Consider the following 14713-nt stretch of genomic DNA (forward strand, 5'->3'; position numbering starts at 1 on the left):
AATAAATTTTTATCATTCCCATATACGTTCTAGAGTCACTTCATGATCCTTAACACTTAACTGAAAAACATCTGGGTTACTTAGACGTGTCCAAAATTGAAAGTCAACATCGCTATTATAGTTTTTCAAAAGTAAGGTCATTATATTTCCATGACTAGCGATAATTGTATGTTCAGACTCACTTTTGAAAGTTTCCTCAACGACGTTAACGATACGTTCCATCGCTTCATTACTTGACTCTCCACCCTCAAACCTTAACTCCATATCGGTAAAAGTTGCTCGAAGTTTTTCATACCAATCGGGCAAATCACTTGTGCTTAATATGCGTTCTGAAAGGCGTTCGTCAATTTCAACATTTATATTTTCCCTCTTACTTAGCGATTCTATAGTTTGAATTGCTCGTAAAAAGGGACTAGTAATAATTCGATCAATTTTTTTGTCAGCGAAAAACTCGGTTAAAACTTCAGCCTGCTGAAAGCCCTGTTCTGTTAATGAAGCATCCGGTGACTGTCCCTTGGCTTCGCAATGCCTTACTACATATATATGTTTAGCCATTTCTAACCTCCTAGAGAAAATAGGGAGAATCGATATCATTATTATCTGCTAATTTTGAAACAAGTTCTTTTTCATTAACCTCACAGATTGTAAGTTTTTATTTTACAGTTATTATACCCGCTTTGCTAATTAGTTCCAATTCGTTTGACGCATCCCCAATCTTACCTGTTTTTAATTGATCCGTATGTTTTTCTTTCTGGTAACCTTCTAAATTCACGCTTATGTCCGATGATTCACTGTTTGCTATAATCCCTAATGATATTGGTGCCTCTTTGTATGATATTGTAATATCTCCTGAAGCCGTTTCTACAAATAGTGCTTGTCCTTCGATGATTTCTTTCATTAAGACTTCACCGCTAGTCGAAGTAATTTTCGTTTTCGGACTGTTGACTCTAGTAATATAGCTATCACCGTTTGTAGCAGTTATTGTTAATTCATTTAAAGAACTGTCTACGATACTCAATTCACCATCTTTTGATGTAATTGTACCTTTATCAGCCGATAATCCTTTAATGCTCTTAGCCCCAGAATCCGTTGAAATTGAAAGTTCTTCTGTTTCAATGTTGTTAATTTTGATATCACCGTAACTATTTTTTAATGCAATCTTACTCACTGCATTTTTAGGGATCGAAATGTGAATAGTAGCTTTTTTTCCAAAGCTAAAATTTTTCATAGCCCCTTTTTCAGTGTCTTGTTGAAGTACCTTTACTTTATTTCCGTCTTTCTTAATTTCAACAGGATTGCTTTGCTGCTTTTGTTGTTGCTTACCTTCAAATTCAATTGTTAGTTTATCAGATTCTGTATTTTCTAATGCTATATTCCAGGACTCTATGTTTAGTTCTAGTTCTTCAATTTGCTTAACATCAAAGGACTGCTTCTCAGTGATGCTCTTTTCTCCGTTTATTTTAAGGGTGAAGAGTATTCCTCCTATCGCAATAACGAATATCAAAGCTATGATTGCTTTTTTCACTTTACATCCTCTTTTCTCATTTTTAAGTTAAATCTACTTTGTCGACTTTATAATAGGACAGATAGCCGATAATAAGCCCTAATAGACACATTGTTGTTGGGACAATGATAAATTGAGATAAACTTGTAGATGTATCCCCATTTGAAACCGTTGCATTAATTAAAAATCCAATTAAAACAGCGGATGTAATTGTCGCAGCTGTTGATTTTTTTCGCATACCAAAGTACAAAGGAATTAGGCTTACCCCAGCCATCATAAAAGCAATGATAAAGGTAGACGGTATTGTAGCTACCATCTCCTGTATCTCAACAGGAGCTTCAAACAAGTTCAGCATTGGATTTAAAAAATAAACAGCGATATTCATCATAAAGGTCGCAATAATAATGCTAAAGAAACAGAATCCAAAAACTAAAGACAGCTTAGCAAAAATAATCTTTTTCCTTTTTAATGGATACGTAAATAATAATTGAACTGTCTTATTTTTATATTCATCAATGACTAAACGAGATAGAATTACACTTGAAAAAATGATAAAAACAATGCGAATTAATATATTTGTCAAAGACATAAAATCTGTATAATTTAGAAACATCTTTTCATCTGCAGAACCAACTGCCATAAGTGCAACTGCCGCAAAAATTCCAATAATACAAATGATTAAACCTTTAAAATAGCTAGACATACTATTCTTTTTCCATTCAAGTTTTAATAGTTTAAGCAATTTGATTCCCTCCATTAATAAGATTTAAGAAATACTCTTCTAAATGCTGTTGCTGTTTTTCAATGCCATTGACAGCAATGTTATTGAATATAAGTTCTTTATTAATTTGAGATTGAGAAATGCCATGTTCAAAAATTCGAATACAATGCTGATTGACAATTTCATATTTTCGAATTCCTAACTTGTTCTCTAGCACATGAATTGCTTTCTTCACATCGTCTATTTGTATCTCCAGATACTCCAAGTTCTCTTTTCGAATATCGTCCATTTTTACTTCCTTTAATAATTTCCCATGATGAAGGATGCCAATTGTATCTGCTATTGATTCAATTTCTGACACGATATGACTTGATATTAATATGGTGATACCAAACTTCTCCTTTAGATGTAGCAAGAGTTCCCGAATATCTTTAATACCAATTGGATCAAGACCATTAATCGGCTCATCTAAAATAAGAATTTCCGGTTTGGCAACAATGGCACGTGCGATGCCTAATCTTTGCTTCATCCCCAGAGAAAATTCATGTATTTTTTTATGTTCAACTCCACTAAGACCTACTATTTCTAATGCCTCTTCGGTAGCTCCTTTTTCATAAACCCCAATATACTCACAATGAAGTTCTAAATTCTCCTTCGCTGTTAGCCTATCGTAAAATTCAGGGTACTCGATAATACTGCCTATTTTGCTCAAGTATTGATAGGAAGTAGTAGAGATGGATTGATTCAATATTTTAATATCACCTGAAGTTGGTTTTACTAAATTTAAAATCATTTTCATAATCGTCGTTTTTCCAGCCCCATTCGGACCTAAAAACCCATAAATCTCTCCCTTCTTAACGTTCATATTGACGTTCGAGACGGTTTCGACTCCTTTAAAACTCTTACTTAATTGATGTGTTTGAATAACGGTTTCCATGTTATTGACTCCTTACCACTTTGAATTCGTTACATTAATCTTAATAAGTGAAAGTAAAATCAAAGTAAACTCGATGGAAAATGACAGTAACTTTTTCAAGAGAGTAAGGATATAAAGATCAGAAGCTGTTATGATGAAATTGAAATGAGGGATAAAAATGGAAACTGCTGAAAAAATCCTAATCGTAGATGATGAGATTGGTATCTTAAAATTATTAGAAATTACGTTACGGAAAGAAAACTTTATCAATATTGATACTGCTTCAACAGGCAAAAGTACACTACAGCTTGTAAAAGAAAATCATTACGATATTATTTTGCTCGATATAATGCTACCAGATATAAGTGGCTTTGAACTTTGCACAGAAATACGTAAGCATACAAATACACCTATTATTTTTGTCAGTGCTCGCTCTACTGATTTTGATAAATTAACGGGATTGGGTATTGGCGGAGATGATTATATTACAAAACCTTTTAATCCTTTAGAAGTTGTCGCTCGAATAAAGGTCATCCTTCGACGTCAAAAAATGTATGAAAGTTCTCAGCAACAGCAGAGTATAAAATTTGATTTCGGTCACTTTGCACTTAATCCTGAATCTGCTACATTAACCGTTAACAATCAGCTCGTCGAATGTACAGCTAAAGAGCTAGAGCTACTGCACTTCTTTTGTAAAAATCCAAATCGTATTTTTACAACTTCACAGCTCTATGAATTCGTATGGGGGAATGATGTATATGGCGAGGAGAAAACCGTCACGATTCATATTTCAAAGCTGCGGAAAAAGCTTGGGGATGATACGCGTAAACCTAAAATCATTGTGAATTTAAGGGGCATTGGGTATAAATTCATTCCACCTAAAGAGGATTCTCTATGCGAATAAACACTCGATTTACGTTACACCTTGCACTGGGGATTATTCTGTGGATGCTTTTGAGTGGAATTTGTATTGTTATCGGACTCGAAGGTATTCTCCCACTCTTTAAAAAATCTGTTAGTGAAGCTTATCAGAGTCTACTAGTCGCATGGATTTTCGGATTCAGCACTATTGTTTGTATCGCTGTTTTTGGTTGGTATTTCGGGGGTCCTCTTGGTTTTATAATGTCTTGGATCCATCAGCTATCACAGGAAAACTATACACAACCTGTTGGCCTATCTAAAATCTATACACGCAAAGGAAAGCTCCGTATGCGTTATATGTTATATCGAGAGGTACTTCAACACCTACAATCCTTATCAGGAAAATTAAAAGCTGCTGAAACAGAACGTGAAAAAGTTGAACAAGCAAAACAAGAATGGATTGCCGGTATATCCCATGATTTAAAAACGCCATTAACGTATATTACAGGCTACTCTACCCTACTATTAAACGATCAATACGATTGGTCCAAGGAGGAAGCTCGTTCCTTTATTCAAGAGATTGCAGATAAAGGCAAGCATATGGAGGAACTTATTCAAGATTTAAGTCTCGTCATTCAGTTTAATAATACAGACGGTCAGTTACCCTTACATAAAACCAATCAGGATATTGTGGATTTTACAAAAAGAATTGTTGCTAATATAAGCAACAATCCACATGCCAATGACTATATATTGCATTTTAAAACTGAAACATCTGTTATAAACATTGACTTTGATACGAAATTCATGCAACGCATATTACAAAACATTCTTATGAATGCCATTATCCACAATCCACCTAATACAAATATTTATACACAGATTTTTAATAGGGCAGAGCATGTAGAAATTCACATTGTGGATAACGGTGTAGGGATGTCTCAACACATGATGGAGAATATATTCCAACAATATTATCGAGGAACTACTACAGAATCTTCTTCTGAAGGAACTGGACTGGGCATGGCGATCGTCTATAAACTCGTTCAAGCTCATAACGGCACTATCACAGTACAGAGCGAACCTTCTAATGGGACAACGTTTATTATTACATTACCTAAAAAATAATATGAGAATTGAACATTTCTGGACTCCTCCTGAGCTGTCGGTTGTTGGCTTGAGCAGCTTTGGGGCGTACCCGATCACTTTCGGTGCGGACCTGATCACTTTGAACGACTGCCAGAACCATTCATGAAAACGTATTGTTTGACATATATTTAAGCATCAAAAATTGGCTCAATAAGGAGGATTCCATGCAATCTGAAAAATTGCGACTCAGAAAGATTCAACATCTTGCTCATGAAATTACTGATAAAATGAATAAAGGTGAAGAACTTAATCACTCAGAAACGTTGATTCCTATTATTGATAATTTATCTCGCGCCATTGGCGATTTAACCGATTCCTATGGAAAGTATTCATTAGATTATGTAGAGGAAAAAGTGAAGAATGCTCATGCGCTTTTATTTAACAAGGAAAAAATTAATGTCTATCTATAAAGATATGGGAGAAGGGTAACCATTAATATGGTTACCCTTAAAAAATTTAATGTGTTTCTGGATTAAATGTCTTACAATCTGTTTCTTCACTATTAGATGCCTGCTGTCCCTTTTGACTTACAACATAGATTTTTTCTGCACCACATCTGTTTCCTGAGTTCCAAAATGTACAGTTATTGACTTCACAGAGAATTTCTTGTGCCATCGTTTCCACACCTCCTCTTTTTTATCATTAACAAAATCGAGGAATTCAATACTTATTTAGATGGTTTAATGAAACAGAAGTATACATCTTATATGGATGTTTATTGGCTTCTGGAAAAGAAATTTAAGTTCCATGATTATAAAAAAATGCTATTGCCTTCAGATAGGTAATAGCACTTTTTTCGCATGTTATTCAATAACTTTTGTCGGTGTCGCCTCTTGCACAATTATAATGCCATCAAATGCCTCAGCAGGTGTCATTTTAATCGTATAGAGCATCTGTGTGAATTTGTACCAAAAGCTAAAATCGTCTCCAATATTACCCATTCTTTGTTTTTTTGCTACGATGTCAGCTAACTCCTGAGATTCATTAGCCTTTTTAAAATCAACATAGAAAATATTGTCCTTGACCTCACTAAAAGCGTCTACTAAAGCATTATGATGTTCAATCGTATAATTTTTTCTTTCACCAGACCCATTTTGTGCCTGAAACGTATTGTTAACAAAGTCAGTCCCAATAGCAAAGTATGCATCTTTATACACTTCGTCTAAGTATTGGCCCATAGATTTGTGTCCTGCCACATTTGCAGAAGTTTTCTCTATATGTCCATTATGAGCAGACATTAGTACTTTATCATGACCTTGAGCCGCTTCAAAATCAACAATCCATTGTAAGTTGTTCGCTAAATATTCATCACGAAGATTCATATAATTACTATCATTTAAAAATAATTGCGTTCGCTGCTTCATAATTTGTGCATATTGAGCAGCAAATAAATAAGCTTCTTTCGATGATTGCTTTTCATAAGAGTCTTTATTAGTTTGCAAATCCTTTATGATTGCATCAATATTTTTGTCAAGCTCCTCTAGCTGACTAGTTGATAAATCTCTCATTGTTTTATTCGTCACATCTTTTAGCTGTGCCTTATATTTCTTAGCACCTTCGCTATTAACCACTTCGTAATAATCTAGCAACCCTTTTTTACTATAATCATAGCGTTGCATATCGTTACCGTAAAAATAAATTTTATCTTTCTCATCGGCAGTCATGTTATAATCATGCATCCACTGAACAAACTCAATCATTTGGTCCGTTTTATAGATACCATAATCTAAAGCTTTTACCGCTTCCTCAGCTGTGCCAGTACCATTTAAAATAAACTGATTAATTTGCTGAGCACCACCAAAATCACCTTCTAATACAAAAACACGAACATTTTCATTTTTAATTAGAGCCTGAAATACATCCTTCTTTAATGTTTGGAATTCAACGTTTCCATGTGTCGCTTCACCAAAACCTATTACTTTCACATCATTTGGAATATCGATATCCTCAACCGCAGATGTATATTTTGCAGCATCTTTAACGGCTTCACCCTTTCCGCAGCCCGCTAGAGCTAACAAGAGAAATAATGATGAAATTAATAAAAAGCTCCTTTTAACAAATACCATTTATAAAAATCTCCCTTTATCTATAGAAAAAATTTATCCTTTATAACATGCCGTTAAGAGGGGATGAAGTAAATCCCCGTTTCACTTTATACAGCTTTTCGTTGAAAATATAAATATCCTCCAAGGAAAAACAGTATGAAGCCTCCTCCAACAACTGTTAATAATTGATCCCAAGGCACGAAGAATACATCACCTGTATTGCCACCTACATTCATCATCAAGAAGGGCTGTCCCCATGGATAGTAAGGTCCAAAACGTGCAGAATTGACTGCTAATATAGACGGTAAAGTGAAAATAACATTTACTGCAAATGGGGCAGCAAAACTTTTAAACATGATGGACATCCAAAGCTGCAACGCGACTAATGGCATTGTCGCTAACCATCCACCAAGTATACTTTTCCACACAATTTCCATTGGGAAAGGATCTGAGTAACCTTTCATAAGACCTACTACATATATAGAACATAAATATAGTATCTGCATCGCCATCACAAGGAGCATAATTAATACATACTTTGCAACAAATACTTTCCCTCTTGTCACAGGTAGAGCTAAAAGTTGTTTCCAGCCACCCGATTGATGTTCATATCTACAAATAAGACTCGCAAATACTCCTGAAATTAAAGGTAGGAATAATAATGCATACAATAAATTCATAGAAATTAATGAGCTATACCATTCGTTAATTCCAAAATCTGACACATCACTAAAATTTGATGTTAATCCGATAAAAAGTCCAATTATAGGCCCCGCAAAAATTAATGGCACCATTTTTGATTTGCGTAATTTAAACCATTCAGCGCTCAGTATAGACCCCATTACTTTACATCCCTTCTAGCAAAATCTATCATTCCGATAATATACAGTAAAATACCAATGCCTACTCCAAGCATGACATTAATAACGGGCTCATCCCATTGATTCATTAACGATGGCCATTTCCAAATCATCCAGTCAGGCAATACAAATGATGAATAAGCAAAAATCACGCCGAAAATACCTACTGTAATTGGTATCCCTTGATTATGACAAACGCTCGCAATCCAAAGCTGAAGTGCCAATATTGGCAGCGAAGCAAAAAGTGGATAATAAGCAAATTTAGCAATTTCCGCATATGGTATGCTATCACCTAAATCTAAAAACACACCATAAGCCATTGACAATAACATTAAAATCGTAGAAGACATAAACAATAATATAGCTAGAACAGTGAATTTTGATAAATACACTGTTAATTTAGATACCGGTAGTGCAATTAATTGCTTCCAAGCGTTCGTTTCATTTTCAATGCTCGCCATAAATGAAGTTAAAATAGCAATCCCTAAAACTATAGCAAGTGGTGTAAATGAATGAACGTTTGATAAATAGTAGCCCCAATCGTCCTCGCTTTGCTCTAACAAATAGTCCTTCCTTACACCATAGTTCACCATTTGTAGGGCAACAACACCTATTGGTCCTAAGGCTGTTAAAAACCATAATCCTTTGCGTTTAATTTTCAAAAAGTCAGAAGTTAATAGTTTCCCTATCATAGCGCTTGCTCTCCTGTTGTCATTTGAAGGAAAATCTCCTCTAAAGATCGTTTCTCTTCCTCTACTCGATACACCGAAATACCTTCTTGTACAAGGATTTGTACAATATGTGCTACTTTTTCATCTGAGCATTCATCGAATAAAATAAGGTCATCCTTATGTTCTGCCTTAATGCCATTTGCAACTAGTGAACGCCAGCCCTTTTCACTATCGCTCACTTTAATTACTACCTTCGGCTGAGCAAATCTACGCATTGCTTCAATTGAATCTTGGAAAATCATTTTCCCCTTCGTCACAATGCCCACTTGCGTTGCCATTTGATCTATTTCAGATAATAGATGGCTAGAAATAATAATCGTCATGCCATATTCTTCAGGAAGTCGTTTAATCAAATTACGAATTTCGATAATACCAGATGGATCAAGCCCATTCGTTGGTTCATCTAAAATAAGTAATTCAGGATTATGTAGCAAAGATGCAGCAATACCTAAACGTTGCTTCATTCCAAGAGAAAAGCCTTTTACTTTTTTATCTGCAGCATCCTTCAAACGAACAATTTCTAATACTTCATCAATGCGTGACTTCGGTACACCTAAAATTTTTCGTAACGCTTCTAAATTTTCATAGGCTGTTAAATGTGGATAATAGGAAGGGTTCTCTACTAATGAACCAACCTTTGCTAAAATATTAATTCGTTCTTTCTTTAAATCTTTTTGGAAGATTTTGATTGTCCCAGAAGATGGCTTCATTAATCCAAGAAGCATACGAATCGTCGTAGTTTTCCCCGCTCCATTAGGTCCTAAAAATCCATATATTTCACCTTTACGTATTTTTAAATTTATATTTGATACAGCTTGCTCTTTACCAAAGTTCTTTGATAAATTTTCTGTTTGTACGATATATTCCATTGTCCTCACCTCTGTAATTATCTTAAGCAATGAAGGTTAAAAACAGGTAAGGTTCAAGTTTAAATTTTGTTTAAAAAAGATACTTTATCATAACGTGGGTTGATTTCCGTTCCGGCTGGGTGCTTTGTCGCTGACGCTTCGCTTTCGCACAGATAAAACAATTGTAGCTGTCGCTACAGAAAACATTTGTTGTTGCTGTCGCTAATTACTGAAATGAAGCATGCCTTAGCATGCTTCACGAATTATTCTATTTAAAATGTTTAATTTTAATCTTTGTGCCGGATTCGCTGGACTCAATATCCCAGTCTAAATTCATGCTCTTCACCATAATATCAACAATCGATAAGCCGATACCCGCACCTTTGGCATTGGATTCATTTTTCATTCCTTTTCCGTGATCCTTTATGATAAATGCATCATAGTGCTCCGTCGATTCAGTTTCGACGCCAATATATTTCCCGCTGCTCGCATGACGTAAAATATTTTGAAACAAATTATCAAATATACGACCAAGCCAAATCGGGTCAATTTGCCATTCATTTTTCTCAAATGAATGTAGCTCAATATCGATTTCAAAGTTTTCCTTTTCAAACACTGGATACCATGTAGTCATTTGCTCACGTACAAAACGTATAATGTTGATGTCTTTCGGTTCAAATTTATATTTACTAGCCATCAGTAATGTATAGGACATTAAATTTTCTATTAAAGCGTCGATATTAACAATCGATGTTTCCATTGCCTTAATCGCTAGCTTTCCATCCTCTGATAATACCTCTTTACTAACTGAATATGATTGCGCTCGTATTTTCGTTAATGGCGTTCGCAAATCATGTGATAAATTAGCAATTAATTCACGTCTTAGCTGTTCCTCCTGCTGCTCACGATTTTTACTTTCCCTAAGCTCACATACCATGCGATTAAAGCTATGTTCAAGCTGACCGATTTCATCCTTCTTCTTGACCTTCGTTTCAACAGGTAAGCCATCTACATCACGAATTTCCATCGCTTCCTGAAGGTGCAATAGTCGTTTTCGAATCCCTCTGAAGAATAAAAAAGATATAGCAATGAAAAATAAAATAATCACAATAACGCCAACAATCAAAAGGTTCCCATATTGTTCATAAACATTGTTGAGAGGTGGATTAAACACTTCTCTAGGAATCTCAAAAACGATAAACCCATTCGATTCGTCCTGTCCTAAAAAAGCTATAACTGTAAACGGATCTTCTCCATAATGATCTTTTATAAATTTTGTCGTAAATGCTGGTGTCCATTTTAATGGTAGTTGCTCCGTCACATTCAATGTTGTAAGTAATGTACCGTCCTCACTTACCCAGAACATGGATGATTTAGGGTATTGACCCTTCCAATCTTTAAAATGTTGAGCAATGGTTTCCTCTGTGACATTTTTTATACTCTTAGCTTCTTCAAGCCATTTTTCCTCTACTTCACTTTCCGCGAGAACTTCACTTGAAAAATCAGTTTTTCCTATTCCAAACACAAAAGCGGCAATAGCAAAATAAGAAAATTGAACAATAAAAATGGCTAAAAAAATAATTAACATATACTTTGCTAATAATGATCGAAAAAATTTCATAGTTTCACCCTATATCCAATGCCACGAATGGTTTCGATAATCGTCGGCTTAGCTGGATTTACTTCTATTTTTTCTCTTAAGTATCGAATATGCACCATTAATGTTTTATCGCCTTCTATGTAACTTTCACCCCAGATACCTTCATAAAGCTGTTCCTTCGTTAAAATTTGATTTAAGTGGCGGATAAAATACTGTAATAGATAGAACTGCTTACCGGTTAATTGAATTTCTTCATCTGTCTGATTATTAATAATCCGCATATCTTTTGTATAAATTTTTAGATGCTGAAGATCTAGCACATCATCATTCTTTTGATATCTTCTTAGTAAAACCTCCACACGAGCTATAAGTTCATCTGGGTGAAAAGGCTTTGTCAAATAATCATCTGCGAAGTTTAGACCCTCTATTTTATCCTCTACAGCAGTTCGTGCTGACAGCATTAAAATCGGGATTTCTTTATTTTCTCGCTTAATTCTTTTGCCAATTGAAAAGCCATCTAAGCCTGGAAGCATCACATCCAATATAGCGATATCCTTAGAGGCTATGTGCTGATCGACCTCTTCACCGGATTCCAGCCATGTAACCTCATATCCTCTTTCTGTTAAATCCTTTGAAACCCATTGGCCAATCTCTTTTTCATCTTCTATGTATAAAATGCGATGCAATGGTAATCCTCCCAATCTAATATATATTTTAGAAATAAATGTTATTCTGTATTATACGACTTCATAGATTTGTACTCAATCGTTGTCTGTAAAGTGAGAGATTCATTCAATAAACAATCAAACATCACATCTAGAGAGAGGTATGTCGATAAAATTAAGAAGTTAGGTGATAAAATCAAAAAGTTAGGAGATAACTTTAAAACTTCATCGATAAAATAACAATATTTCTTGATAAAACAAGCTAACAATTAAAAAACGTATTTGGATGTCCCAAATACGTCTATCTTTTTAATTATTAGTAATAATCAACATATCATTATCATCAAACTGCCACATGTCGCCATAAGCAACTTCCCAATAGTAGCCGTTTGGATCTTGGAAATAGCCACTATAGCCACCCCAGAATACTGTTTCAGGTTCCTTTACAATTTTCGCTCCTGCCTCTTTAGCTAAATTAAACACTTGATCCACTTCTTCTTTAGACTTTCCGTTATAAGCAAGTGTAATACCGTTAAAGCCCTTGGCTATTGCCGGTGGATTTGCTTCGTTAATATCTTTTACTAAACGGTCAATCGGAAACAGTGAGATTTTTGTCCCTCCATTATTAAAGAAAATAACATCCGGGCTTGTTTCCTCGCCATAAAAAATCACTTCAAATCCCAGACCTTCACGATAAAATCTAAGAGACTCAACCATATCTTTTACACCCAATGTAATTAAATTTAAACGGTTCATCCCACTCTCTCCTTTATAAAAGTATCAATTACTTATTCTATTTCAAGCATTGAATCCCCTTCTAACTTCCACAATCCACATCTTATTTTGCTACAGACCAAATACTATACTTTTTGTATAAGCCATTTTTTCTGTATCGTTTCTTATTATTTAGGCTAATGGATGCAAATTTTGCGTGACCTATCATTAAAATCACAACTTTGTTCGAAAAGTTCTTTAATACAAAACTGTACTAAAGCTTATTTGAATCCCTTGATAAACGGGCAATTGGTTAGCTTATGCAGATGAATCTTCAAAGTGAACTAAACTAACTTTTTTTAAACATTTGTATATGAGTACCTTTGTTGGAAGAAGTATAATTTACGGTAATACCTATTTTTTCTGAAACATTATTTATAATTTTGAGTCCTGTATTCTCATTTTTACGCATTTCCTTTTCAAAATCAAAACCTGAACCAAAATCTATAATAGATATACATTCGTGTACTTCCCCGTTTGAAGGTACATAATTAATTATAATTTTATCGCTATCTGATGCATGATTTATAATATTTTGGAAGATATTATCCAAAATTCTTTCAAACCATAATTTATCAATTTTCCAAACTATTAAGTGATTAATATTGTTAAAAATAGTTATATTTTCTTTCTTAAATAAATAATTCCATTTATTTAGTGATTCCAATATAATTTCTTGAATATTTTCTTCTATTAAAGGAATGTCTACATCTTCTTGTTTTATAAAAGTTTCATCATACATATGATCAATTAATTTAGTTAAATAGTTAATATTATAATTAATTTTTTGGATAGCTTGTGTAAGATTTCTTTCATTCTCAATATAATACAGTTGGGTTTTTATTACTGATAAAGGCGTTCTAATATCGTGAGATAATTGATTCATATATTCTTTTCTTAGTTTTTCTTGTTGAGCAATCTTTAATTGATTATAGATTAATCTATCTAGTAGCCTATTTATTGCTAAACTAAGTTTCGATATTTCATCTTCCCCTTTAACGGGAAGCTTAACGGGTGGTATTTTAGAATTACTGTAAATGTTATCAATCACATCTCTAATATTATTAATATCATCTGTTAGCTTATCGATTACTTTTGAAGATAAATATCCGTATAAGAAAACTATACATAAAAAGAGTATTATAATATATGGATATGCATCTCCAGAGTTAAATCTAGAATATTCTTTCGAAAAAAAATTACTCATTATGAATAATAAGTAAAAAAGGTAATTTGATATTAAAAACAAAAATGGCATACTTAATAAGGATAAATACAGGAATAACTTATATTTTTTTCTAAAGCTCACCTTTTCTCATTCCAATCAAGGTTAATAATTTAAACGATAACCATAACCGTATATTGTTTCTATAATAGTTGGGTTTTGTGGGTCAATTTCAATTTTATCTCTTAAATGCTTTATATGCACCGATAAATTCCCATAAGTACTGTAATTTTCCCATAAGTAAGACATAATTTGTTCTTTTGAAAGGTTAACATTTTTATTATGAATGAAGTATAAAAATAGATTCAGTTGTTTATCAGTTAATAATATCTCTTCATTATTAGTTTTATTATGTAATCTTTTGGTGTGTTTGTTAAATAATAAGTGTTTGATTTCAATAATGGAATGGTATTTTTTGTTTGCTAAGGAGTTTACTCTAGCTAGTAATTCCAATGGATCAAAGGGCTTTACCAGATAATCATCAGCCATGGTTATTCCCTTTATTTTATCGTCTATATTATTTTTAGCTGTTAAGAAAATAATGGGTAGTTCTGGATTTTGTAATTTTATCCTAGAACATAAACTAAATCCATCTTCAAATGGTAACATAATGTCTAGTATTACAATATGTATATTATTAAATATTGATAAGTTACATGTTCCATCTTTAAAACAAATGACACTTTTGAAGTAATCAGAGAAGAAATCCTGTAAAAATTCGCAGATATCTTCATTATCTTCAATAATTACTAAGTTTAGATGTTTTAGCATTGCGCAATCCAATTTTTATCTCCCCTCTCCAAAATATAGTCCA

17 protein-coding genes are annotated in these 14713 nt (G+C 33.6%); 3 read left to right on the forward strand and 14 right to left on the reverse strand.

Going from position 1 to position 14713, the window contains the following annotated elements:
- Positions 1-12 precede the first annotated feature (12 nt).
- The 4 genes from AC1DCY_RS01020 to AC1DCY_RS01035 all read right to left on the reverse strand — a co-directional run bounded on the left by AC1DCY_RS01020 (position 13) and on the right by AC1DCY_RS01035 (position 3162).
- Complete coding sequence (locus AC1DCY_RS01020; RefSeq protein ID WP_477346634.1) at positions 13-555, reverse strand: histidine phosphatase family protein; 543 nt, start codon at positions 553-555, stop codon at positions 13-15.
- A 97-nt stretch (positions 556-652) separates the two neighbouring features.
- Positions 653-1525 (reverse strand): DUF4097 family beta strand repeat-containing protein, encoded by an 873-nt coding sequence (locus AC1DCY_RS01025; RefSeq protein WP_477346636.1) that lies wholly within the window; start codon positions 1523-1525, stop codon positions 653-655.
- Between the two features lie 22 nt (positions 1526-1547).
- On the reverse strand, positions 1548-2246 hold the full coding sequence (locus tag AC1DCY_RS01030) for an ABC transporter permease (RefSeq protein ID WP_477346638.1): 699 nt from the start codon (positions 2244-2246) through the stop codon (positions 1548-1550).
- Complete coding sequence (locus AC1DCY_RS01035; protein ID WP_477346640.1) at positions 2239-3162, reverse strand: ABC transporter ATP-binding protein; 924 nt, start codon at positions 3160-3162, stop codon at positions 2239-2241. Before AC1DCY_RS01035 ends, AC1DCY_RS01030 begins: the two co-directional genes overlap by 8 nt.
- Positions 3163-3319: 157 nt before the next feature.
- Between AC1DCY_RS01035 and AC1DCY_RS01040 the strand changes: the two genes are divergently transcribed.
- The 3 genes from AC1DCY_RS01040 to AC1DCY_RS01050 all read left to right on the forward strand — a co-directional run bounded on the left by AC1DCY_RS01040 (position 3320) and on the right by AC1DCY_RS01050 (position 5561).
- Positions 3320-4045, forward strand: a complete 726-nt coding sequence (locus tag AC1DCY_RS01040) for a response regulator transcription factor (protein ID WP_477346642.1) — start codon at positions 3320-3322, stop codon at positions 4043-4045.
- Positions 4036-5130, forward strand: a complete 1095-nt coding sequence (locus tag AC1DCY_RS01045; protein ID WP_477346643.1) for a sensor histidine kinase — start codon at positions 4036-4038, stop codon at positions 5128-5130. Before AC1DCY_RS01040 ends, AC1DCY_RS01045 begins: the two co-directional genes overlap by 10 nt.
- A gap of 185 nt (positions 5131-5315) precedes the next feature.
- Positions 5316-5561: a group-specific protein gene (locus AC1DCY_RS01050; RefSeq protein WP_477346645.1), complete on the forward strand. Its 246-nt coding sequence runs from the start codon at positions 5316-5318 to the stop codon at positions 5559-5561.
- A gap of 46 nt (positions 5562-5607) precedes the next feature.
- On the opposite strand, the gene AC1DCY_RS01055 is transcribed toward AC1DCY_RS01050, so the two are convergent.
- The 10 genes from AC1DCY_RS01055 to AC1DCY_RS01100 form a co-directional block, all read right to left on the reverse strand.
- On the reverse strand, positions 5608-5766 hold the full coding sequence (locus AC1DCY_RS01055) for a DUF1540 domain-containing protein (RefSeq protein WP_082172635.1): 159 nt from the start codon (positions 5764-5766) through the stop codon (positions 5608-5610).
- Between the two features lie 188 nt (positions 5767-5954).
- Positions 5955-7217: an erythromycin esterase family protein gene (locus tag AC1DCY_RS01060; RefSeq protein ID WP_477346647.1), complete on the reverse strand. Its 1263-nt coding sequence runs from the start codon at positions 7215-7217 to the stop codon at positions 5955-5957.
- An 86-nt stretch (positions 7218-7303) separates the two neighbouring features.
- Positions 7304-8038 (reverse strand): ABC transporter permease, encoded by a 735-nt coding sequence (locus tag AC1DCY_RS01065; protein WP_477346649.1) that lies wholly within the window; start codon positions 8036-8038, stop codon positions 7304-7306.
- Positions 8038-8748 (reverse strand): ABC transporter permease, encoded by a 711-nt coding sequence (locus AC1DCY_RS01070; protein WP_477346651.1) that lies wholly within the window; start codon positions 8746-8748, stop codon positions 8038-8040. Before AC1DCY_RS01070 ends, AC1DCY_RS01065 begins: the two co-directional genes overlap by 1 nt.
- Positions 8745-9656: an ABC transporter ATP-binding protein gene (locus AC1DCY_RS01075; protein WP_477346654.1), complete on the reverse strand. Its 912-nt coding sequence runs from the start codon at positions 9654-9656 to the stop codon at positions 8745-8747. The genes AC1DCY_RS01070 and AC1DCY_RS01075 overlap by 4 nt, the downstream gene beginning before the upstream one ends.
- A gap of 247 nt (positions 9657-9903) precedes the next feature.
- Entirely contained in the window at positions 9904-11256 is a 1353-nt protein-coding gene (locus tag AC1DCY_RS01080) for a HAMP domain-containing sensor histidine kinase (protein WP_477346656.1), read from the reverse strand.
- A complete protein-coding gene (locus tag AC1DCY_RS01085) occupies positions 11253-11921 on the reverse strand; it encodes a response regulator transcription factor (protein ID WP_477346657.1) in 669 nt (222 codons plus the stop codon). Before AC1DCY_RS01085 ends, AC1DCY_RS01080 begins: the two co-directional genes overlap by 4 nt.
- A 288-nt stretch (positions 11922-12209) precedes the next feature.
- Positions 12210-12656 (reverse strand): VOC family protein, encoded by a 447-nt coding sequence (locus AC1DCY_RS01090; RefSeq protein WP_477346659.1) that lies wholly within the window; start codon positions 12654-12656, stop codon positions 12210-12212.
- Positions 12657-12963: 307 nt separating this feature from the next.
- Positions 12964-13983 (reverse strand): sensor histidine kinase, encoded by a 1020-nt coding sequence (locus tag AC1DCY_RS01095; protein WP_477346660.1) that lies wholly within the window; start codon positions 13981-13983, stop codon positions 12964-12966.
- 21 nt (positions 13984-14004) lie between these two features.
- Positions 14005-14682, reverse strand: a complete 678-nt coding sequence (locus AC1DCY_RS01100) for a response regulator transcription factor (protein ID WP_477346662.1) — start codon at positions 14680-14682, stop codon at positions 14005-14007.
- Positions 14683-14713: the final 31 nt, after the last annotated feature.

The sequence above is a fragment of the Lysinibacillus sp. 10T31 genome (assembly GCF_056394365.1).